Source organism: Catenulispora sp. MAP12-49, from assembly GCF_041262705.1.
Classification (GTDB): domain Bacteria; phylum Actinomycetota; class Actinomycetes; order Streptomycetales; family Catenulisporaceae; genus Catenulispora.
This window is the reverse complement of the sequence record NZ_JBGCCP010000054.1, coordinates 20223-42776: the sequence shown is the minus strand read 5'-3', so window position 1 is coordinate 42776 and position 22554 is coordinate 20223. Positions and strand designations below refer to the sequence as shown.

General features: G+C 70.9%; 13 protein-coding genes. 8 read left to right on the top strand and 5 right to left on the bottom strand.

Going from position 1 to position 22554, the window contains the following annotated elements:
- Positions 1–18 precede the first annotated feature (18 nt).
- Positions 19–576 carry a GNAT family N-acetyltransferase gene (locus ABIA35_RS46130; RefSeq protein WP_370362241.1) on the top strand — a complete coding sequence of 186 codons (558 nt, stop codon included), beginning with the start codon at positions 19–21 and terminating at the stop codon, positions 574–576.
- Here the strand turns inward: ABIA35_RS46130 and ABIA35_RS46125 are convergent.
- Positions 531–1895, bottom strand: coding sequence for an MFS transporter (locus ABIA35_RS46125; RefSeq protein WP_370362240.1), 1365 nt, complete (start codon positions 1893–1895; stop codon positions 531–533). The two genes, ABIA35_RS46130 and ABIA35_RS46125, sit on opposite strands and share 46 nt — an antisense overlap.
- Positions 1896–2178: 283 nt before the next feature.
- On the opposite strand from ABIA35_RS46125, the gene ABIA35_RS46120 reads away from it, so the two are divergent.
- Positions 2179–4134: a protein meaA gene (locus tag ABIA35_RS46120; RefSeq protein WP_370342618.1), complete on the top strand. Its 1956-nt coding sequence runs from the start codon at positions 2179–2181 to the stop codon at positions 4132–4134.
- 121 nt (positions 4135–4255) lie between these two features.
- Here ABIA35_RS46120 and ABIA35_RS46115 read toward each other — a convergent pair whose 3' ends face one another.
- On the bottom strand, positions 4256–4582 hold the full coding sequence (locus ABIA35_RS46115; protein ID WP_370342577.1) for a hypothetical protein: 327 nt from the start codon (positions 4580–4582) through the stop codon (positions 4256–4258).
- A 224-nt stretch (positions 4583–4806) separates the two neighbouring features.
- On the opposite strand from ABIA35_RS46115, the gene ABIA35_RS46110 reads away from it, so the two are divergent.
- Positions 4807–5274, top strand: coding sequence for a hypothetical protein (locus ABIA35_RS46110; protein WP_370362239.1), 468 nt, complete (start codon positions 4807–4809; stop codon positions 5272–5274).
- A gap of 130 nt (positions 5275–5404) precedes the next feature.
- Complete coding sequence (gene nucS, locus ABIA35_RS46105; RefSeq protein WP_370342573.1) at positions 5405–6082, top strand: endonuclease NucS; 678 nt, start codon at positions 5405–5407, stop codon at positions 6080–6082.
- Positions 6083–6190: 108 nt separating this feature from the next.
- Here nucS and ABIA35_RS46100 read toward each other — a convergent pair whose 3' ends face one another.
- Complete coding sequence (locus ABIA35_RS46100) at positions 6191–12775, bottom strand: RHS repeat-associated core domain-containing protein (protein WP_370362238.1); 6585 nt, start codon at positions 12773–12775, stop codon at positions 6191–6193.
- 170 nt (positions 12776–12945) lie between these two features.
- Here ABIA35_RS46100 and ABIA35_RS46095 point away from each other — a divergent pair, with 170 nt between their 5' ends.
- The 3 genes from ABIA35_RS46095 to ABIA35_RS46085 all read left to right on the top strand — a co-directional run bounded on the left by ABIA35_RS46095 (position 12946) and on the right by ABIA35_RS46085 (position 18047).
- Positions 12946–16596, top strand: a complete 3651-nt coding sequence (locus tag ABIA35_RS46095; protein WP_370362237.1) for a hypothetical protein — start codon at positions 12946–12948, stop codon at positions 16594–16596.
- Between the two features lie 176 nt (positions 16597–16772).
- Positions 16773–17741 carry a hypothetical protein gene (locus ABIA35_RS46090; protein WP_370362236.1) on the top strand — a complete coding sequence of 323 codons (969 nt, stop codon included), beginning with the start codon at positions 16773–16775 and terminating at the stop codon, positions 17739–17741.
- Positions 17742–17777: 36 nt separating this feature from the next.
- The gene (locus ABIA35_RS46085) at positions 17778–18047 is read left to right on the top strand and encodes a LysR family transcriptional regulator (RefSeq protein ID WP_370342567.1); all 270 of its coding nucleotides are present in this window, start codon (positions 17778–17780) and stop codon (positions 18045–18047) included.
- 107 nt (positions 18048–18154) lie between these two features.
- Here ABIA35_RS46085 and ABIA35_RS46080 read toward each other — a convergent pair whose 3' ends face one another.
- On the bottom strand, positions 18155–20653 hold the full coding sequence (locus ABIA35_RS46080) for a tetratricopeptide repeat protein (protein ID WP_370362235.1): 2499 nt from the start codon (positions 20651–20653) through the stop codon (positions 18155–18157).
- 229 nt (positions 20654–20882) lie between these two features.
- Between ABIA35_RS46080 and ABIA35_RS46075 the strand changes: the two genes are divergently transcribed.
- The gene (locus ABIA35_RS46075) at positions 20883–21287 is read left to right on the top strand and encodes an SCO5389 family protein (RefSeq protein WP_370362234.1); all 405 of its coding nucleotides are present in this window, start codon (positions 20883–20885) and stop codon (positions 21285–21287) included.
- A 181-nt stretch (positions 21288–21468) separates the two neighbouring features.
- Here the strand turns inward: ABIA35_RS46075 and ABIA35_RS46070 are convergent, their stop codons facing one another.
- Positions 21469–22440 (bottom strand): LLM class flavin-dependent oxidoreductase, encoded by a 972-nt coding sequence (locus ABIA35_RS46070; RefSeq protein WP_370362233.1) that lies wholly within the window; start codon positions 22438–22440, stop codon positions 21469–21471.
- Positions 22441–22554: the final 114 nt, after the last annotated feature.

Here is a 22554-nt window from a genome sequence, read left to right as displayed (position 1 = left end):
GCTGCCAGGATCGCGATCATGACTCTTCCGTTCGCTGAGAAGCCGATCCTGCCCGGCGACCTGGTCACTCTGCGCCCGGTGAGCGTCGAGGACGCCCCGGGTCTGCTGGAACTGCTGGCCGATCCGGAGAGCTCCCGGCTGACCGCCACCCGCGCCGAACCCGACCCCGAGGTGGCGCGGCGGTGGTACGCCACCCGCGGCGAGCACGACGACCGCCTGGACCTGGCCATCGTCGAGAACGCCACCGGGACCTACGTCGGCGAGGTGGTGCTGAACGACCTGAGCGTCGACAACCGCTCCTGCGGTTTCCGGATCTCGCTGGTCGGCCCGCGCGCCTTCGGGCGCGGCTACGGCACCGAGGCCACGCGCCTGGTGCTGCGGCACGCGTTCGAGACGGTCGGGATCCACCGCGTCGAGCTCGACGTGTACCCGTTCAACCCGCGCGCCCGGCATGTGTACGAGAAGGCCGGCTTCGTGCTCGAAGGAACCAAGCGCGAGGCGCTGTTCTGGGACGGCGAGTGGTTCGACGCCTACGTGATGGCCATGCTGGAGACCGACTGGAGGGCCGCGGGCTGATCGCGGTCCAGCCGCCGCAGGCTCGCCACCCGCTGTACGACGCCCAGCCCCGTCACCACCGTACCGAGACCGAGCCAGCCGACCGGGCCCGCCGCCAGGACGGCCGTCGAGAGCACCACCGGCCCTCCGGAGCGCTCGACCGCCTGCGCCATCCCGGCGACGCCCAGGTACGAGGCCTGAGCGTCGGCCGGCGCCAGCGACACCGCCAGCTCCCACGACACCAGCGAGCGCACCAGTTCGGCGCCGGTCAGGACCACCGCCGCGGCCAGCAGCGTCACCGCCTCGACCGTGGCGCCGCCGTGGCCGCTGGCCGCGATCAGCGCGCAGCCGGCGAGCAGCCCCACGCCGTACCAGCACGCCGCCCGCGCCGCGGACCGGGCGCCGGCCACCCGGGCCGTGACCGGCATCTGCAGGAAGACGCACATCAGGGTGTTGATCACCATGACGGCCGGGATCACCGCGTGCGGCGCGTCGGTGCGGGTCACGGCCCACAGCGGGATGCCGACCGTCAGGATCGTGTCGTCCAGGTTCAGGAAGACGTCCAGCACGACGAACAGCAGGTAGCCCGGATCGCGCCAGGGATTGCGGCCGCGCGCCTTCGCCGTCTTCGTGCCCGCGGTCGCGCGCACCGGCGCCCGCTTGCTCGTCCGTATCACGATGGCCGCGATCGCCAGGTACGACAACCCGTCGAGCACCACGACGATCTCGTACACCCGCGTCGTCCCCAGGGCCACGGCGATCGCCGAGAGCCCCGCGCCCAGCGCGTACGCCGCGTTCATCACCACCCGCGACAGCGCGCGGTACGTCGTGCGCCGGTCCCCGGCGGCCTGGCCGGCGAACACGATCTCCATCGTCTTCGAGCCGCGGTCGCACAGCGTGGTCGCCGTCGTGACCGCCAGCAGCGCCACGAAACCGTGGCACAGCGGCACCGCGCACAGCGTCAGCACCCTGATCAGGTGGCAGGCCACCAGGATCGTGCGCACCGGGTGGCGCTCGGCCAGCTGGCCCACGATCGGTGGTCCGGCGATGCCCACGAGCCCGGCCACGCCCAGCAGTGCGCCGATCTGACCCGCGCTCAGGTGGGCCACGACGGTGAGGTAGAGCACCAGCGCCGAGGACCAGACGCCGTTGCCGACCCGGTCCAGGAACAGCGCCGCGAGCATCAGGCGGGCGTCGTGTCCGCCAGGTGGGTTACGCAGCTGCGCGATGGTCCCGGTGCGCTTCGGAGCCGTTCCGGCGGCCGCGGACGCACCGGTCCGGCGCCCCGTGCCGCCGGCTCCGATGCCACCGCTCCCTGATTGGCTCCTGCGCCACCCCATGTCCCACCCCTAGCGTCAGCCCTGCAGGTCCTCCTGGAGTGTGACGCAGAAGATCACTCGATGTCAAGAAGCTTGATATCGAGATATAAGTGTTCCGGCGCGCCGCGCGCCGGTGTGCGCAAGGTCACCGGTGACACTCCTGTTACCCGTCAGTAGGCTCCGGACCAAGGCGCCGACCCGACCCTGCCGGGCGGCGACACCATCCACCTTGGGAGCCCCCGTGACCGAGCGCGGCAGTTCTTCCGGCCCGAAGAGCTCTTCTGAGCCAGACCGCCCCTGGGTGATGCGGACTTACGCCGGCCACTCCACCCCGGCCGAGTCCAACGCCCTGTACCGCCGGAACCTGGCGAAGGGCCAGACCGGGCTGTCGGTCGCCTTCGACCTGCCCACGCAGACCGGCTACGACCCGGACTCGATCCTGGCCCGCGGGGAGGTCGGCAAGGTCGGCGTGCCGGTCTCGCACCTGGGCGACATGCGCGCGCTGTTCGACGGCATCCCGCTGGAGCGGATGAACACCTCGATGACCATCAACGCCCCGGCCATGTGGCTGCTGGCGCTGTACCAGGTTGCCGCCGAGGAGCAGGGTGCCGACGTCGCCGCGCTGGCCGGCACCACGCAGAACGACATCGTCAAGGAGTACCTGTCGCGCGGGACCTACGTCTTCCCGCCCGGCCCCTCGCTGCGGCTGATCACCGACACCATCGCCTACACGGTGGCGAACCTGCCGAAGTGGAACCCGATCAACATCTGCTCCTACCACCTGCAGGAGGCCGGCGCGCAGCCGGTGCAGGAGGTCGCCTACGCGCTGTCCACGGCCATCGCCGTGCTCGACGGCGTGCGCGACTCCGGGCAGGTGGCCCCGGAGGACTTCGGCCAGGTGGTCGGGCGCATCTCGTTCTTCGTCAACGCCGGCGTGCGCTTCGTCGAGGAGATGTGCAAGCTGCGGGCCTTCTCAGCGCTCTGGGACCGCATCACGCGCGAGCGCTACGGCGTCGCCGACGAGAAGCTGCGCCGTTTCCGCTACGGCGTCCAGGTCAACTCCCTGGGGCTGACCGAGGCCCAGCCGGAGAACAACGTGCAGCGGATCCTGCTGGAGATGCTGGCCGTCACGCTGTCCAAGGACGCGCGGGCCCGCGCCGTGCAGCTGCCGGCGTGGAACGAGGCGCTGGGCCTGCCGCGGCCGTGGGACCAGCAGTGGTCGCTGCGCATGCAGCAGGTGCTGGCCTACGAGTCGGACCTGTTGGAGTACCCGGACCTGTTCGCCGGCTCGAAGGTGGTCGAGGCCAAGACCGACGAGATCGCCGCCGCCGCCTGGGCGGAGATCGAGCGCATCCAGGAGCTCGGCGGCGTCGTGGCGGCCGTGGAGTCCGGCTATCTGAAGGCGCAGCTGGTCGGCGCGCACGCCGAGCGGCGCGCGAAGATCGAGTCCGGCGAGATGACGGTCGTGGGCGTCAACAAGTTCACCGAGACCGAGCCGAGCCCGCTGACCGCCGACCTGGACGCCGCGATCCAGACCGTCGACCCGGCCGTGGAGCAGCACGCCGTGGCGGCGCTGAAGGAGTGGAAGGAGCAGCGGGACGGCGCGGCGGTGGACGCCGCGCTGGACCGGCTGCGCCGCGAGGCCGCCACCGACGCCAACCTGATGGACGCGACGCTTGAATGCGTGCGCGCCGGGGTGACCACGGGGGAGTGGACCGGTGTGCTGCGCGAGGTCTTCGGCGAGTTCCGGGCGCCCACCGGCGTCTCGGGTTCCACCGGGACCGCGATCCCGTCGGAGGAGCTGGCGGAGCTGCGCCGCGAGGTGGATCAGGCCTCTGAGGAGCTCGGCCGGCGGCTGCGGCTGCTGGTCGGCAAGCCCGGGCTGGACGGCCACTCCAACGGCGCCGAGCAGATCGCGGTGCGCGCCCGCGACGCCGGTTTCGAGGTCGTCTACCAGGGGATCCGGCTGACGCCGGCGCAGATCGCGGCGGCCGCGGTGGCCGAGGACGTGCACTGCGTCGGGCTCTCGGTGCTGTCCGGCTCGCATCTGCAACTGGTGCCGGAAGTGCTGAAGGAACTGCGGGCCTCCGGGGCCGGATCGGTGCCCGTGGTGGTCGGCGGCATCATCCCCGACGCCGACGCGCGAGCGCTGCGCGAGGCGGGCGTCGCCGCGGTGTTCACGCCGAAGGATTTCGGTATCACGCAGATCCTGCACACCATCGTCGAAGAGATCCGGCGTGCCGGATCGGTCGCGGTCTGAGCGGACTCCCTCGCCGCCAGACGCGAATCGGCGCCGTTCCTAAGGGATTTCCCTCAGGAACGGCGCCGATTTGTTGGCCCGTCTGTTGAACTGTTATTCGAGCCCGAATTCACCGCGTGAATCAGGCGTCGGCCTTGGCGGCGGCTTCCTTCTCCGCGATGGCGTCCGGGTGGTGCTCCCCGGCGAATTCCCGGCCCAGCACCTCGTGCGTGGCGCGCAGGTGGTCGATGCCGGTCTCGCCGTGCTCGGCGGCGTGGCCGTCCAGGGCGTCCAGGATGCGCTCGACCGGCTCGTGGTGGCCTTCCAGGCGCTGCTCGGCGTAGTAGGCGATGCCCAGCTTCATGAACAGCTTCGCGCCGTGCCGGTGGGCGCTCCACTCCTCCAGCTGCTCGACCGTGCCCTCGAAGCTCTTCTCGGTGATCTCGAGGCACTTGGCTATGAAACTCATCGGTCTGCGACTCCTCGCGTCGAAACGGCGCCCATCGACACTATCGACGAGGCGTATGCGTGCTCCCCTCCACGCCCCTGCCGTGACGGACATGAGTGCGGGTTAGCAGCGTGTCGAGCTGAATGATAGCGGCAACTGCGAGAACGGGTTACGGCGATGTGCGTATGCGGGACTAGTACTGCGATAGGGGAAGCTCTGTGTCTGCCTCGTGGGAACATCGAGTAATGAACCAGTCGCCCTCGGCCCGCGCGCTCAACTTGATCGCCGGCCATTCCGCGCGGTCGGCGGACGCGCGCCGCGCCGCCCTGCGGTTGTTCGTGCCCGAAGACGGCGACGCGACGGTGCTGACTCCGTTTCTGTTGGCGGTGGCGGCCGACGCCTCCGAGGACGATCTGGTCCGTATCGAGGCCATCCGGGTCCTGCCGATCGCCTACATACCGCAGGGCGACCCCGTGGCCGCCGTCCGCGCGGCGCTGATCCGGCTGGCCGCGGAGGACTTCGACTCCGACGTCCGCAACGCCGCCGGCTACACCGTCTTCGATCTCCCGGGCGCCGAGGACGACGTCGCGCGGATGCGGGAGCTGATCGCCGCGGAGGAGGACGAACTCGTCGCCGAGAACATCGACGCGTCTTTGGAACTGTTCCTGGAACGCAGGAAGCGCAGAGGTGCCGTTGAGGAACCGTCGGGCTGACGGCCCCCGGCGCGCGGCCGACACCTGCGGCCGATGCGCGCAGGCAGCAGGCCGGCCCGGTAGTCGTCCAGTCACCCACGGCAGCCCGGATGCACGGCGCACCGCTTTCCCGTTGATAGGCTCCGATCCCATGCGCATCGTCATCGCCCACTGCACCGTCGACTACGCCGGCCGTCTGTCCTCGCACCTTCCGGAGGCCAAGCGGCTGCTGATGGTGAAGAACGACGGCAGCGTCTCGATCCACGCCGACGACCGCGCCTACAAGCCGCTCAACTGGATGTCGCCGCCCTGCGTGCTCAAGGAGACCGCCGGCGACGAGGACGGCGGCCTGGTCTGGACCGTCACCAACAAGGCCGGCGAGCGCCTGGTGATCACCCTGCGGGACATCGAACTGGACTCCAGCCACGACCTCGGCGTCGACCCCGGCCTGCAGAAGGACGGCGTCGAGGCGCACCTGCAGGAACTGCTCGCCGACCAGATCGAGACCCTGGGCACCGGCTGGACCCTGGTCCGCCGCGAGTACCCGACCGCCATCGGCCCGGTGGACATCATGGCCCGCGACGCCGACGGCGCCCACGTCGCCGTGGAGATCAAGCGCCGCGGCGAGATCGACGGCGTCGAGCAGCTGACCCGCTACCTGGAACTCCTCAACCGCGACCCGCTGCTCGCCCCGGTCCGCGGCGTGTTCGCGGCGCAGGAGATCAAGCCGCAGGCGCGGGTGCTGGCCGGGGACCGCGGGATCGAGTGCGCGGTGCTGGATTACGAGGTGCTGCGCGGGATGGACGACCCGAGTTCCCGTTTGTTCTGAGACTGGTTGTTCTGAGACCGGATGTTCTGAGACCTCTGCGATACCGGTGAAGCCCGGCGGCGCGATGGTGCGCCGCCGGGCTCCGTCAGTCAGCCGTACCGATGACCGCTAGCCGCCGCAGCCGTTGGGCCACTGCGGCTTGGGCGGGGCGTCGCTGGAACTGGGACCACCGCCGAACAACGAGCCGAAGAAGCTCGACACGCCGTGCCCGACGTCGTTCACGACGTCGTGGAACGGCTTCCAGTGGTGGTAGAGGTAGTCGCCGCCGAGATAGACACCGGTGCCGATCATCATGACCTCGCCGGCGACCGGTATCTCGTCGACGACCATGTTCGCCATGAGCAGGCCGCCGTTGACCGCGCCGGCGCCGCGGTCCACCCAGCCCGCCACGCCCTTGTCCGGCGGCAGGACGACGTCGCCGTAGTCGGCGACCAGGCCCAGGACCGCCGTCGTCCGGCTGGCGGCCAGGAACGGAGTCCCCTCCCGGGTGACCGCGACCAGGCTGTCGAAGTGCGTCGCCTGCAGGATCGTGTCGATCCCGTCGGCGAGCTTGCCCATCTTCAGCGCGTCCGTGATCTCCAGCATCCGGTCGATGGTGTTCAGGACCTGGGTCTCCGATGCCTTGTCCTGGGCCAGTTCGAGGATCTTGTCGAACGCTATGGCGTCCAGCGGCGCCAGGTTCTGCTCGACGTAGGAACGGACCTTCTCGTAGATCGGGAAGAACGGGTCCTCCCCGCCGTCGCCGGAGTCGCCGGAGTCCGAGGACGAGCTGGAGGAAGAGCTGCTCGTCGTCGGCGGCTTCGGCTTCGGGTAGTAGCAGATCCCGCCGGGGCCGTCCTCGCACGCCAGCATGGTCCCCGTCGGGTCCGACCCGTTGACCGGGTTGTCGCCGGCGTAGGAGTACCCGTTCAGCTGCCGCTGGTCGGTGTTCTCCTGGATCGAGTCGACGCTCAGGAACCGGCCGGTGACCGGGTCGTACTGTCGGGCGCCGAACATGTCCAGGCCGCTGGTCGGATCGCTGGGCTGGTCCAGGTACGCGCGTTGATCCGGCCAGCTCGCCGGCGCGGTGCCCCGCTGCTGCCCGAACGGGTCGTAGTACCTCAGGCTGTACGTCAGGTTCGAGGCGTTGACCTCGGCTGTCGCGGTGCCGTTGGTGTTGGTCAGCTCGTAGCCCACGGTGCCGGCCGAGGAGTGCACCACGGACACGCCGTCGGGGCTGTTGCTGACGTAGCGCAGACCGGAGACGGTGTTCCCCGGCGTGCTCAGCGTGATCTGCTCGCCCCACGGCAGGTACAGCACGTTCTGTGCCGCGGCCGGGTCGCTCTGCAGCAGCAGCGTGCCGTCCGCGTCGTAGGTGTACGTGCTGGCCACGCCGGTGCCGGTGTTCTTCACCGACTGGGTGAGCCCCATCGCGTTGTAGGTGAAGGCCTGTCCGGGGCGGCTCTGGGTCTCTCCGTTCGGGTAGTAGGTGTAGGGGGCGGTGGTCGAGCCGGACGCTCCGGATGTCGTCACCGACTGCACCGCGTCCGGGGTGGAGGCGGCGGTGGTGGTGCCGGTCGAGGCGTTGTAGGCGTTGTAGGCCAGGGTCTGCGTGACCGTGTTCGTGTTCGAGGTCACCGACGTGTCGTGGCTGGTCTCGCCGATCCGGTCGCCGAGGGCGTCGTAGGAGTACGACTGCCAGTACGGCGCGGGCCCGCTGGTGACCTTGCCCGCCGCCGGTGCACTGTCGGTGCAGCCGCCGACGCCGTCGACTTGCGCGTTGGTCGCCGGCGAGGTCTGGGTGAGGCCGCCGGAGTCGGTCCACGCGCTGGTCAGCTCGTTCAGCTGGTCGTAGCCGAAGCACTGGGTGTCAGGGGTCGAGGACCCGGTGACCGAGTTGCTCTCGGCGGTGATCGCGCCGGCCTGGTTGTAGGTGTAGGCCACGGACTGCATCGGCTTGCTGAGCGTCTGCAGCGAGTCCGTGGTGGTCAGCATGCGCTTGGTCGCCGGGTCGTAGGTCACGGTGCGGTCGTACTGCTCGCCGTTGGGGCCGTAGTCGGTCTGCAGCACCTGGCCCAGCGGGCTGTAGGTCACCGTGTTCAGCGCGGCGTACGGGCTGCCGTAGCTCGACAGCAGTCCGCTGGGCGTGTAGCCGAAGTTCACTTGTTCCTTGGGCAGGTTTCCCTCCGCGGAGTAGTGCGTGCCCGCGAGCAGCGAGGTCTGGGCCGTGTACTGGCTCGAGTCCTGATACGTGCCGGCCAGTGCGCCCTGCGAGGACGGCACGGTGACCACCTCGCCGGTCGGCTGGTACTTCGCCGTGTATCCGGCGACGGTCTCGGTCCAGGTGTTCGCCGCGTCGCCGGCGCCGTCGGTGTAGGTGGTCGACGACGTGGGCTGGCCCTTGGCCAGGGTGTCGTAGGCCCACGCGCCGATCTGGTCTGCGGCGGTCTCGGCAGCGCCGCCGGTGGTGTTGTACTCGGCCGTCTTCCGCTTCATGGCGTCGTAGACGTACGAGAGCTGGTCTCCGTTCGCGTCGGTCCGGCTCAGCAGGTTTCCGCCGGTGGAGTAGACCGACGTGGCCGTCCCGGTTCCCGGGTCGGACACGCTGGTGTTCTGCCCGAGCAGGTTGTAGCCGTACGACCAGGTGTCGCCGGCCGCGTCCTTGATGGTCGCGGGCTTCCCGGCCGGGGTGAACACGCGGCTGTTCGTCTCGGCGTCGGCCGCGTTGCCGGTCGGGGTGGCGGTCCGGTAGGACCAGGTCGCGTCCACGTTGCCGGCGGCGTCGAGGAAGCTGCTGGTCGCGGTGCCGCCGGCGGGCGGGGTGGTGTCGGTCTCGTCGGTGCCCCGGTAGCCGGTCAGCGTCGAGTACTGGTTCACCCCGAACGCGACGGTCAGGGCCTGCGCCGCGCGTCCCATCCCGTCGTACAGCGTCTCGGTCTCGGCCGGTACGACCGAGTCGTTCGCCGGGACGAAGACGGCGGCGCCGGGCGCCGTGGTCTTGTCGTAGTAGGAGTCGGTGGTCTTCACCTTCTGGCCCAGCGAGTTGTAGTGGGTGTCGGTGATCAGCCGGCCGACCTCGCCGTCGGCGGTGTCGCCCTGCTGCTGGATCTGCCGCAGCTGCCCGTCGTACAGCGCGATGACGTTCCCGTAGGAGCCGTCGTCGCGCAGCGTGGACGTCGTGACGGCGGTCGGCGCCGTTCCGGTCAGGGCGTAGGCGTACTTGTAGTCCGCCGGAGCCTTGGCGGCCTGGCTGTGCAGCGGCGACCACACCGCGGTGACCCGGCCCAGACCGTCATAGGTCCTGGTGGTCAGCTCGTTGTCGACGTCCGTGCTGGAGACCGGCTGTCCCCGGCCGGGGTCCAGGATCTGCTTCGTGACCCAGCCCATCGGATTGGTGACGGTCACCGTGTCGGACGCGGCGCCCGGAACGCTGTAGGCGGTACCGGTCGTGTTGCCGTCGGCGTCGGTCGCCGAGGTGACCTGACCGTAGGAGTTGTACTGGGACTTGGCCGTCGTGACGTACACCGGCGCGCCCGCGGTGGTGTAGGACGCGGCCTTCTGGGTCGTGGTCGCGTCGCCGGTCGAGCCCAGCGAGCCCAGCGTGGACGAGCCGTCGTAGAACGTCAGCGTGTCCGACTGGGTGGTGGCCGCCGACGGCTTGGTCGAGCAGGAGCCGGTGACCGTCAGGGACTCGTCGGGGTAGGTGTCCATGTTCGCCGCGGCGTTCGCGGCGTACTTGGTGGTGGTGCACTGTTCCGGCAGCGCCGAGGGCCCGGAGTAGGTCGTGTCCGAGGTGGCCTGCTGCGCCTGGGCGTTGTAGGTCACCGCCAGCTTGGACTGCTCCCAGGTGCCGTCGTGCCAGAGCTGGTACTTGCGGTCGGTGGAACCCGCCGGCATGCGGGAGACCAGCGCCGGCATGGAAGAGGCCTGCGATTCCGAGGCGGTCTGGGCGAAGGTCCAGGGGCCGCCGACTTCCTTGTTCTGTGCCACGCCGCCGACGCCGAGCAGGCTGTCCTTCTCCAGGAGCTGGCCGGCCAGCCAGTTGTCGTCGGTGACCGTGTCCCCGACGGAGTCGGTGACGCTGACACTGCGCTTGGCCCCGGACGCCTGGACGTCGCCGTCCATGCCCTGCAGGAAGGTCGTCACGGTCTGGGTCGGCGTGGACTGGACCGAGGACGCGCCGGTGGTCGCGGTGACCGTGCGGAACCCGCGGAACTGGTCCCAGGTCCGCTGGGCCGAGGGCGTCAGCGGCGAGTCGTCGCGGTGCCAGGCGGCGCCGTCGTACTTGTACGAGGTCACCGACGCCTCGTTCCAGGCCCTGGGTGCCACCAGATCGTTCACCGTGACGGAGGTGACCTGGTAGGTGGTGAACCAGTCCAGGACCGGGTTCTGGGCGCCGTTGGGAGTCCAGTACTGCGGATAGCAGTTCATCGTGTCGGCGTCCGGCGAAGCGGGCAGCTTGTTGCCCGTCCGCGAACACTGCGACGAGCTGTAGGCGATGACGGTCTGCGCCCCGGAGTCGGTGGTGATCTCCGTCAGCCGCGGCCGGTACAGCGCCGCCGCCCCGGTGGTGTTCCCGTCGACCCGGTTGGGCATCTCGTCGGCGGTGAACACGGTTTTCGGCAGCGGCGGCGCGGCCGCGCCGCCGCCGAGGGTGTCCAGACCCGTGCGCTGGATCGAGTCCAGCCACATCACGGCGACGGTGCCGTCCCCGGGATTCGAGGCGCTGACACTGGATCCGGCCGGGACCAGGCCGGCCTGCGGCGCCGGGAAGGACTGGGACAGCGTGTAGCTGTCCACCGGCTGGTACCCCGAGCCGACCAGGACCGCGGTGCTGATCGAGGTCAGACGCTTGGTGGTGAAGTATGTCGGGGAGTAGTTGGCGCACGAGGTGGTCTTGTCCGTGCAGATCTGGTTGAACGGCACGTCCGGCCAGTTCCCGGCGGTGGTCGAGCTCAGGTTGGAGTTCGCGCAGTTCGTGAACGACGAGCTGGTCAGACAGCGCTCGTCGACGCCGAACGTCACGGTCTCGGCGGGCTTGGCGCCGGCGGTCGCCGCGGACAGCGAGTAGCCGTAGCCGATCGAGGTCAGGTAGCCGCCCCGGTCGTAGGACGTGAGCTTCCCGCTGTTGTTGTTCTGGCCGTAGCCCATCTCGTACTCGTCGGTCTCGGGCGTCCAGGAGTACGTGTGCAGGTTGCCGTGCGGGTCGACGACGTAGTCCAGGTTCCAACGCCACGCCATGTTGGTGACGACCGAGCCGGTGCCCTTGCCCGAGTCGTAGCAGCTGCCCGCGGGCGGGCCGTCTCCGGACTTGGGGCAGTAGACCGGCTGGGTCCACACGCTGTTCGTCGCCGCGTCGGTGCCAGAGCCACCGGGCAGATAGTCCTGCCCGAAGTAGTAGCGCGTGCCGTCGGGGGCGACGATCTCCCACGCCTCGCCCTGCCACGCCCCGTTCGAGACGCCGGTCAGCGGGATCACCTTGTCGCCGGAGTCGGACTGGGAGTGCCAGGCGCCGGTGGTGTCGTCGCGGATCAGGGTCCCGCTCAGTCCGGCCATGCTCAGGGTGACCTGGTTGCCGGCCCAGCACACGTCACCGGAGTTCTTGATGCCGTCCTGGGAGCACGGCTGGTAGGAACGCTCGATGAAGCCCGGCGAGTAGTCCCAGCCGTCCCCGATCCAGGAGGCCTGGGCGTTGGTGACCGAGGTGCGGCCGTCCACGCTGCCCGAGTCGTAGGACAGCGCGACGCTGGGCGCCGTGCCGCCGGAGGCCGGGGGCACGGCGATCGGATAGCTGTAGCCGAACGAACCCGTGTTGCCGCCGCTGGACCACGAGCCCTCGGGCGACAGCGAGGTCGCCGAGTAGTCGCCGACGCCGCCGGAAGCCTGCGGCGAGGCGGCCAGCACCATCGGTGTCGCGGACAGGGCCACCCGCGCCGACAGCGTGCCGGACGCGGTGTCGTTCTTGGCGGCGATCGGGGTCTGCGCGCGGCACGCCGGCACGGTCGGCGTCGTCAGTGCGCACGCCGGCAGCTCCACCAGCGTCAGGCGGTCGGCGTAACCGCCGCCGCTCGCCGTCGCGAAGCCCTTGTAGTCCAACGACAGATCGACCGGGGTGGCCGTCCGTCCGCCGTCGGTGCGGGACACGGTGAGGATGACGCCGTCCACGCCCGCCGCCGTGACGGCGGCGCGGGGTGCGAACGCGACCGTGGCGGCGGCGGTGCCGCCGGCGGAGGCCAGGGTCACCGGCAGACCGGTGAGTCTGGTCGCCGGACCGGCGGAGTTCGACGCATTCGCCGCGTTCGGTGAGGAGTCGGCAGGCGGGCTCGTGGGGTGTCCGCCGGATCCGCTCGCGGGCTTGGGCTTGGGTTCGGCGGCCGCGCCCGCCGCGGGAGGGACGGGTGCGGCGAGCGTCGCAGAAGCCTGACCCGCCGGCCAGACCGGTGCCGTCGCCCGGTAGGCGACCGGCGGCACGCCGTGGTTCGCGGTCGAGGACGGCGCGGACTGCCCGGCGGGCACTCCGGCGTGGCCGGGCACCGACGGCGTCTTCTGCGTGGCGACCGGCTGCCAGTGCTTGCCGGCGCCCGCCGTTACTGCCTGGGCCGGGCCCAGGCCGCTGCCGGCGAGCATGGCGCCCGCGGCCGCGACGGTGGTGAGGCGGTGTCGCCATCGCGCGTGCCGGCGTCTGCCGGACGGCGGAGGGGACATCCCGATCATGGGTCACTCCCTGGTTCGGAAAAGGGGTGGGGACGACCCGGGCGATCGGTTCGCGCGGCAGCCACAGGATCTTCCTGTGGCCCGACTCCTGGTGGCTCCAGGCGCGCGCTGACTATCGTCCAGGCCTGATCCGAGGAAGTCCCAACCTCATCCGACCAGGAGTTACCAGAGTGCTGACTCGCTCCGCCCCTCATGCAAGCAAACCCCGGCGCCGGTTGGCAAGCCTGGTCACCGCGGCGGTCTGTTCCGCCGCGGTGGCGATGCCGAGCGTCGCCGCAGCCGGTACCGGCATGCCCTTCGCCGGGCCGGCGGCCGGCGGTACCGGACCCTCGTCGACCGCGGCCACCCCCCACGGCGCCGCGGCCGCCGCCGATCCGCTGGCCGCCGCCTCGCTCCAGGCGCGCGCCTCCGGCAAAGCCGTCGCCGTCGGGGCCCTGACGACCGAGACCTCCACCACGACCGCGAACGCAGACGGCACCTACACCGTGGCCACCGATACCGAACCGGCCAGGACGAAGGACGCCGCCGGGCACTGGGTCGCACTGGATCCCACGCTGCGGCGCGCCGCCGACGGCACGCTGAGCCCGGTCGCGACGGCGGACAGCCTCACGCTGTCCGGCGGCGGCTCCGGCCCGGTCATCCGGGTCGCGGACCACGCCGGACACGCCATGGCGCTGTCCTTGCCGGTCGCCCTCCCGGCTCCGGCGCTGAACGGCGCGAGCGCGACCTATGCGGGGATCTACCCGGGCATCGACCTGACCGTGACCGTGGACCGGGAAGGCGGGTTCAGCGAGGTCTTCACCGTCCACGACGCGGCAGCCGCGGCGCGGGCCGCGCACCTGTCGTTCCAGACCAGCCTGACCGGCTTGCGCCTGCAGGCCGATCCGGGCGGCAACCTGCACGCCGTGGACAGCGTGACCGGGGCGGCGATCATGTCCGCGCCGACCGCCGCGATGTGGGACTCGGCGACGGCCACCGCGCCCGGAACCGCCGGCGCCGACACCGATCCGCTGGCCACCGACGCTCCGGTGTCCAGCGCGTCCGGTCCGGGCCGGCGTGCGCACAGCGCCGCGCTGAAGGCGACGCCGACCGCGACCGGCATCGCTTTGGACTCCGACTTCTCGCGGTTGTCATCCGCTTCGGGGTCCGGTTCCGGTTCCGCCGCCCCGGCGTATCCGCTCTACGTCGACCCGACCTGGAGCGCGCCGAGCACCTCGCCCGGGATCCTGGACTCCGACGAGGTCCAGTCCGGCTGCTCGGGCACGTCGAACTACAACACGATCACCGATCTGGGCGTGGGCTACAACGAGTTCTCCGGCTGTATCGGCATCGAGCGCAGCCTGCTGTTGCTGAGCCTGTCGGGACTGTCGAAGAGCACGCATGTGCTCACCTCCGACTTCAAGATCACCTCGGACTACTCGGCCTACGACAGCTGCGGCCAGGCCACGTACACGGTCGCCCTGGCCTGGACCGGTCCGTTCGGGAGCAGCACGGACTACGGCAACCAGCCGGCCCGCGACAGCAACGCCTCGGTCCCGAACCCGATGTCCACGCGCAGCGTGAAGACGAACGGGAACTCCCTGGGCACGCAGTGCGGCGGCGGCGTGCCGGTCGACTTCTCGATCACCGGTCCGATCTCGTACTTCGCCTCGCAGGGCGTGGGCAGTCTGAGCGTCGGGCTGTACGGCTATGAGAGCGCCAGCAGCAGCCTGGAGCGGTTCAACCGGTCCACCGCGGTGCTGGTCACCACCTACGACCTCACGCCCGGCACGCCGAGCGCCCTGACCGCCTCCCCGACCCCGGTCCTGACCGGCGGGACCGCGGCGCCGTGCGGCAGCACGTCGGCGCCGGGCTGGCTCGGGATCACGAACCTCGGCGGCAAGACGGTCGCGACGCTGTCCGCGAAGGCGGCCAGTTCCGTCGCCGCGGCGGAGATGTACGGGATCTACTCGATCACCGACGCGACCACGGGCGTCAAGACCACGACGAACTCCTCCGGGTACGTCAAGAACGGCGGCACAGTCAGCGTGAACACGCCGACGCTGGCCGACGGCAACGAGTACGACTGGTCGCTGCACACCTCCGACCAGTACTTGTCGTCGGCGCAGACCGGGACGTGCGCGTTCCGGGTCGACAAGACCGCGCCGAACGATCCGGCGACCACCTCGGCGAGCTTCCCGTCGCTGGACAGCGGGCAGACGCCGACGCTCACCACCGGCCAGGCCGGCAGCCTCACCCTGGCTTCGACCGACCCCGCGCCGGCTGCCGGGACGGCGTCCGGGCTGCGCGGCTTCGACTACTCCTTCGACACCCCGGTCCCGGCCTCCGGCGCGACGTTCGCGGCGGCGACTTCGGGCTCTGCGACGCTGAGCTTCACCACGCCGCAGTGGGGCGTGCACACGCTCTACTCGCAGGCCACGGACAACGCCGGGAACGTGTCGGCGCAGAGTGCTTACTCGTTCTACGTTCCCTGGAACCCGGCGGCGAAGGTGAGCGCCGGGGACGTCTCCGGTGACGGCGTGCCGGACCTGGTCGCCACCGACAGCGGCGGGAACCTGGTCGAGTACGCGGGGAACGCCGGTCCCGGCGCGGCGGCGGTGCCGCTGGCGGCGCCGGCGACCAGTCCGGACGGAACCTCGCCGTGGTCGGCGTACCTGTACACGCACAACGGGTCCTTCACCAACGGCGCCGTCGACGACCTGTGGGCCTACGACACCGCGAACCACAACCTGTACCTGGACAAGAACAGCCGCAGCGCCACCGGGGGCAACTTCGCCGACCCGGCGGACGTCGTGAACGTCACCAAGGCCGGCGTGCTCTCCGACGAGGAGAACGACAGCTCGGCCGGGGACGCGAGCACGACCACCGCGTGCTTCACGACGTCGACCGGCTCCTGCGCGGGGTACGACGACACGGACTGGAGCACGGTGACCCAGGTCGTGGCGCCGGGCGACCTGTACGCCGGCGACCCGGTGGCCGGGATCGACAACGGCGCGCCGGGCTTGCTCACCGTGGAGAACGGCGCCCTGTGGTACTACCAGGGGCAGACGATGCAGGACTTCGTCGGGACGGCGATCCAGCTGGGCACGAGCGGCTGGGACGGCGTGACGGTGCTCGGTCCGGGCGTCGTCGGCGGGCAGCACGTGATCTGGACGCGGGACGCCTCCGGGACGCTGCGGCAGTACCCGATCACCTTCGACGCGGCCGGCTACCCGGTGAACCTCGGCACGCCGACCGGTGCGTCCGGGACGGTGCTGAGCGTCCCGGCGGGCGTCACGCCGACGGGGACTCAGGTCACTGCGATTCCCGGCGCGCAGTACCCGGCGGTCTACACCGCCGATCTGCACGGGACCGGACAGCCGGACGTGATCGCCGTGACCGGGGACGGCATCGTGGACGACTGGGCCGGCGGGGCGGCTTCCAGCGGGCTGGCGACCTTTGGAGATCCGCAGGCCATCGGCGACACCGGTACGGCTTCCGGGTCGATCACCGTCGCCGAGGGGCAGACCCTGCACGCGAACGGCGCGGCGTGGTCCAACGCCAAGACCACGGTGCGGCTGGACGACGGTGTGCTCAGCCTGACGGACACCGCGACCGGCACGGTGCTCAAGACGTTCGGCACCGGCGGGAACCCCGACGCGTACCTGGTCCTGGGGACCGACGGGAACCTCGCGGTCTACAGCAAGGCCACCGGTGGGACGGTGACGTGGTCCGCCGGGACGTCCGGGACGGGGGAGTCGCTGCAGCTGCTGGCGACCGGCAATCTGGTCGTGGTCAGCAGTGCCGGGCTCGTCGTGTGGCAGAGCCTGACAGCGCACTGATCTTGACAGCGCACTGATCTTGAGCTCCGACGGCCGCGGGGACGGGGTTTCCCGCGGCCGTCGTGCTGCCTCGTCCCCGTCCCGTTTTCGTCCCACTTCCTTGGCTCCGGCCGGGGTGGTGAATCAGGATATTGCCCTAACAGAACCCGAGATGGTTCCACACGGTGGGAGCGAAGATGCAACTCAGCAGAAGGACTCTGCTCGCGGGGGCGGCGGCGGCCGTCGCCGTGCCGGCCACGATGTGGTCGGCCGAGGGGTCGGCCCAGGCCGCCGCGAGCTACGACGTCGCTGTGTGCGAGCAGTACCGGAACCAGATACAGATCTACTCCTCGGCGGCGGGCTGGACCTCGCCGCAGTGGGTGTGGTCGCCGGGCGGGGGCGACTGGTCGAACCTGTCGGACGTGAAGTTCCGCAGCACCGCGCAGTTCGGCGAGGTGGCACTGGTCGCGGCCTCCGGGGGCAACGTCGGGATCATCGACAAGAACGCCTCGGGCACCCAGGGCACCGGCAGCCTGTTGTGGCACGCCACCCCGGGCTCCAACCCGCACGCGATCGAGCGGATCCCGAACATCGGCGCCGTCGTCGCCGCCTCCTCCGGCGGCTACCTGCACGTCTACGGGCCGACCGCGATCAGCGACCCGAGCACGCTGGCCCTGGTGCAGACCATCAGCTTCCCCGGCGCGCACGGCCTGTGGTACGACGACGTCCACAGCCGCCTCTGGGCGGTCGGCCAGGGCAAGGCGACCTCCTACGCGGTCAGCGGCACCTATCGCGACACCCGCCTGACCGGCGGGGTCGACGTCTCGATCGGCGCGAGCAACCTCGGCCACAGCCTGGACGCCTCGTACAAGGACAGCGGAATCCTGCTGGTCAGCCACAGCACCGCGGTGGTCTCCATCAACAAGACCACCCACGCGGTGAGCACGGTCCACGCCAACCACGCGGTGAAGTCCTTCAGCCAGCACTCCTCCGGCGAGGCCTTCTGGGTGCAGAGCACCGGCAAGACCTACCACGGCGACACCCGCAACTGGGTGAACCCGGACGTGCAGTTCTTCAACGCGGCAGGCGTGACCTCCTTTACCCGGGGCCTGTCCTACGGAGCGGAGTTCTACAAAGCCCGCCTCCACGCTGTCGGCTATCACTGATGATCGCCACCGACAGCCCCTGACGGACGACCTGCCATGCAAACGCCCGACGTGCGCCTGCTCAGGTCCTTCCTGGCCGTGGCCCGCGAGCGCAGCATCAGCGGCGCGGCCCGCCGCCTGTTCATGTCCCAGCAGACGCTCTCAGAGCAGATCCGCCAACTGGAGAAGACCCTCGGAGTCCCACTCCTGCTGCGCGGCTCCCGCGGCGTCACCCTGACCGCGGCGGGGGAACGCCTCGCGGCCGGCGCCGCCTCGGTCACCGCGGAGCTCGACGCGCTGGTGGCCGAGGTGCGCCGGATCGCTTGAGGGGCGGGGGACAGCAGCCCGGAGGTGGGGAGGGCTGAGGGCCGGCGGCTGGGGATGCGCCACTGACGTGGCGGATCGCCGGTCGCCGGTCGCGTTGGCCCCTCGCCTCAGGCCTCTGATTCCGACGCTCCACCCCGAGCCGAGATCCCGAGCGCCGCCCAGATCTCCTTCGCCCGGCGCGTCAGCTCCTGCGCCCTGTCCGGCTGGTCGTGAAGCGTCGCGAACTTCGCGAGGAGCATTGACGCGCGAGCTTCCTCGTACGGGTTGTGGAGTTCCAGGGCGAGGGTCAGGGCGCGCTCGGCGGATGCTTCGGCCTCCTTGTCCCGGCCGGCGGCGAGTTCGGTGCGGGCGCGTTCGTTCAGGGATTCCGGGATGTCGGCGTGGGCGATGTCGACGTCGGTGAGGAGTTTGTCGAGGCGGTCGTGATAGCGCAGGGCTTGGGTGAAGTCGGCCAGGTCGCGGTGGCTGATGGCCAGGCCCTGGAGGGAGCGGCCGGTGCCGTCGAGGTAACCCTGTTCCTCGGCCGCGTGGAGTGCGGCCCGGTAGTGGTCCAGTGCTTGGTGGGGGCGGTTGGTGGCGCGCTTCGCGTCGCCGAGGACGATCAGGGCCGCGCTGCGTCCGGTTTCGTAGCCGCCGCGCTCGAAGAGGGCGAGGGCTTCGGTGGCCAGGGCGATGGCTTCTTCCGGGTGGTGTTGGCGGTTGGCGATCTCGCCCAGGTTCGTCAGGGCCAGGCCCAGGTGGTGGAGGTCGGGGTTGGCGCGGAAGTAGGCCACAGCCTGTTCGCCGTATTTGCGGGCGTCGGCCAGGCGCCACAGGGATGTGGCGGTGAGGGCCAAGGCGCCGATCAGGGTGGCGCGCAGGGCGTCCCCGGCACCGATCAGCGCGGTCTCGTAGTGCTCGATGGCTTCCTCGGGGCGGCCCGCGATCTGGGATGCGATGCCCAGCATGCGCGCGGCCCAGGCGTGGTCTTGTTCCATGCCGGGGGAGCGGGTGCCGGTCCGGGCGAGGCGGCCCAGTGCGGTCATGGCGGCGGGCCGGCTGCTCGTCCAGAGGAAGCACACGCTGTTGCGGAGCAGTGCCAGCGATCGTTCGTCGAGGGCGGTCCCGGACAGGTGGATCAGGGTCGGCAGGTTCTCCTCGAACCAGGCTCCGCCTTCTGCGGCGTCCACGAATTCCGGCAGCCGGCCGTCGGGCAGGGCCGGCTGGATCAGGCCGATCCGGCTCGCGCCGTACGGATCGAACGCCGTCGAGGCCGCGGCCGCCGCGGCGATGTAGTAGTCCACAAGACGCCGCTCGGCCGCCGCGCGCGCCGGTTCCCCCATGGCCCGGGCGTGGTCGCGCGTCAGGTCGTGCAGCCGGTAGCGCCCGGCCGCCGACTCGTCGAGCAAGTGCGCGTCCACCAGCGTCTGCGACAGATCCTCGGCGTCGGCCGGATGCGCGTCGAGCAGCGCGGCGGCGGCGTACGCGTCGAACTCCGGACCCGGCAGCGATCCCAGTAGTGCGAACCCCGAGCGCTCGGTGTCCGTCAGGTGCGCCACTGACAACGCCAGTGCCGCGTCCACGCCGCCGCCGTCCGCCGCCAGTTCGCGGCGCCGCCGATTCTCGTCGCGCAGCCGCTCGGCCAGGAAGGCCGCGCTCCACGCCGGCCGGTGCCGCAGCCGCGCCGCGCACAACTGCACCGCCAGCGGCAGGCGGCCGCACGCCTCGATGATCGCGTCCACGGCCTCCGGTTCGGCCGCCCGGCGCTGCGGCCCGGCGATCACGTCCACCAACTCGCGGCACTCCGGCAGCGAGGGCACCGCCAGCGTCAGCGACCGCGCGCCCTCCAGCGACAGCAACCGCCGCCGGCTCGTCACCAGGACCACGGCGTCCGCCGCCCCCGGCAGCAGCGGACGCACCTGCGCGGAGTCCATGGCGTCGTCGAGCACGACCACCGGCGTCCGCCGCGCCGCCTCGCCCCGCCACAGCGCCGCTCGCAGGTCCGGATCCTCCGGAATACGTTTGTCCGGCACGCCGATCGCGGTCAGCAGCGCCGCCAGCGCGTCACTCGGCGCCATCGGCGCGCGGTGCGAGGTGTGGCCGTGGAGGTCGAGATACAGGGTTCTGCGACGCTCGGCCTCGGCCAGGGTCCGCGCGGCACGGACCGCCAGCGTGCTCTTGCCGACCCCCGCCATGCCGTCCACGACCCAGACCCCGGGCGTCGTCACCAGCGTCGCCAGTTCCGGACCGCGTCCGACGAAGCCGAGGGGGGCGCGCGGGAGGTCGTCGCGCTCCCACGCGGCCGTACCACCGACGCCACCACCGCGACCGCCGACGCCGCCGCCGACACCGGCGGCACCACGCGGGACGTTCAGCCGCGCGCCGCGTGCCGCCGCCCACGCCGTGCGCAGTCCGTCGGGATCTCGGCGGGCCAGGCGGCTCATCGCCTGCACCACCGTCCACGGCGGCACCGAGCGGCCGGCCAGGTAACGGGACAAGGACGAGTCGCTGACGTGCGTGACCCGTTCCAACTCCTTGAGGCTGAGCCCCGTGGCCTCCTGCACCGCCAGCAACTCGGCGGCCAGCAGCGCGCGCGGATCCGGCGGAGCGCTCTGGGCCTCGTCCACGTCGCCATCCCGACTCTGGTCCGCCGCGCTCCTCCCGGGGTGCGCGTCCTTCGACAGCTTGTGCGCCTGAAGGGTATCCGCCCCAGCTCCGCAGGGCGATGGTGGAAAGACGTTGGACATCAGTCGTGTGCTGATGTCGCTTTGAAAGCCCTTCGCCCCGACAGGTTAGAAGACCTCCGGGTTGGGCCATGCCTCTAGGTGTATCCCCTACCGGGAGGAGTCCTCTGATATGTCCCTCGATGTTTCCCCGGATCTGCTTGACGCCGCCGAGCGCGGCGAGGTGACCGACGAGCAGTTCGCCGAGTGCGTCCGGGACTCGCTGCCCTACGCGTGGCGGATGGTCAGCGACCTGTCGACCCGGCTGCACGTCGACGGCGCGGACGGGACCGGCTTCGTGGACAACACCACGCCGCCGCCGGACGAGCAGGCCCGCGGGCAGCTGCTGCGGGCGCTGGCCAGCGACGCCATCCGCGGCTGCCTGGAACGGCACTTCGGGGTCAGGCTGGCGTTCCAGAACTGCCACCGGGTCGCGGTCTTCCCCGCGGGGACGTCCGCGGACTCCGAGGTGTACAGCCGGTTCACCTCTGTTCGTTCTCAGCTGCTGAACCAGTCGCCGCTGCTGCGCGACTGCTGAGCCGCGGGTCCTGCGGAGCTGGTGGGGACGGTTCGGGTTCGGATAGCCGTACTGAGAACGGGCTGGTGCGGGCATCCCGAATCGAGGCCGGAGGACTTGCGAAAGGCCGGTGGCGTCCCAGGGGGCAGGGGACGCCACCGGCTCTTCTTTGTCTTTTGTCGCCGGCAGCACTCCTACCCGCTCAGGCGTTGCGTAATAGCGGTAGCACTGAACTTCCCAAAGTCTTGATGTTCTCCAGCGTGTGCTCGGGGCCGCCGCCCTCGACGAAGAGCAGGAAGTGGTCGATCCCGGTGGCCTGCCGGGCCTGCAGGATGCGGTCGGCGCAGTACGAGGCCGGCCCGATCGGGTGGATCGCCGTCAGGTGCTCGGCGTAGGCGTCGGGGTCGCGCATCGGCTGCCTGGTCCCGTCGAACCGGACGTGCGCGTCCATGCCGGGGCGCAGCCACGCCGGCATCGTCTGTCGCAGAAGGCTGATACCCGCCGCGCGGGATTCGGCGACGTGGGCCACCACGACCGAGGCATGCGGCGCGCGGACTCCGTGGGCCCGCACCATCGCCGCCTTCTCGGCGTCGTCGCAGTGCATGCCGAGCAGCATCGGCAGCCGTCGGGCGGCCGCCATCGCCGCCGTCTCCGGCGAGGTGCACGCCACCAGCATCCGCGGACGCCCGCGCGGCACCACGGGGACCTCGCGGAACCGGTGGAACTCGCCGTCGTAGGAAACAGAGTCCTGCGAACGCCAGGCGCACAGGACGTCCAGCCCCTCGGCGAAGGCCCGGTGCGACAGCCCCTCCATCCCGGTGCCGAAGACCTCCAGGTCCACCCACGGCCCGCCGCGCCCGACCCCCAGCGTGAACCGCCCGCCGGTGAGCACGTCGAGCATCGCCGCCTGCTCGGCCACCGCGACCGGGTGCGCCGTGGACAGGACCGTCACGGCGGTCCCGATCCCGATCCTCCGGGTGCGTCCGGCCAGCAGTGCGGCGAAAGTGAGAGCTGAAGGGCAGGTGCCGTACGGCATGAAATGGTGCTCGGCCACGAAGACGTCGTCGAACCCGGCGTCCTCGGCGGCGGAGCCGTACTCCAGAGCGGTGCGCAGCGTCTGCTCCGGGGAGACGCCCGGAAAGCCCGCTGCCAACAGGAAGACGCCGATCCGCATGCTCCCAGTGTCCGCCCGTGTGGGCACTCTCACAGGGAAGAAGGTGCTGTCAGAACGGGGGTGTCGCGTGGATACTGACGAGTAACCGCAGACTCCATCCCTCTAAGGAGCTGC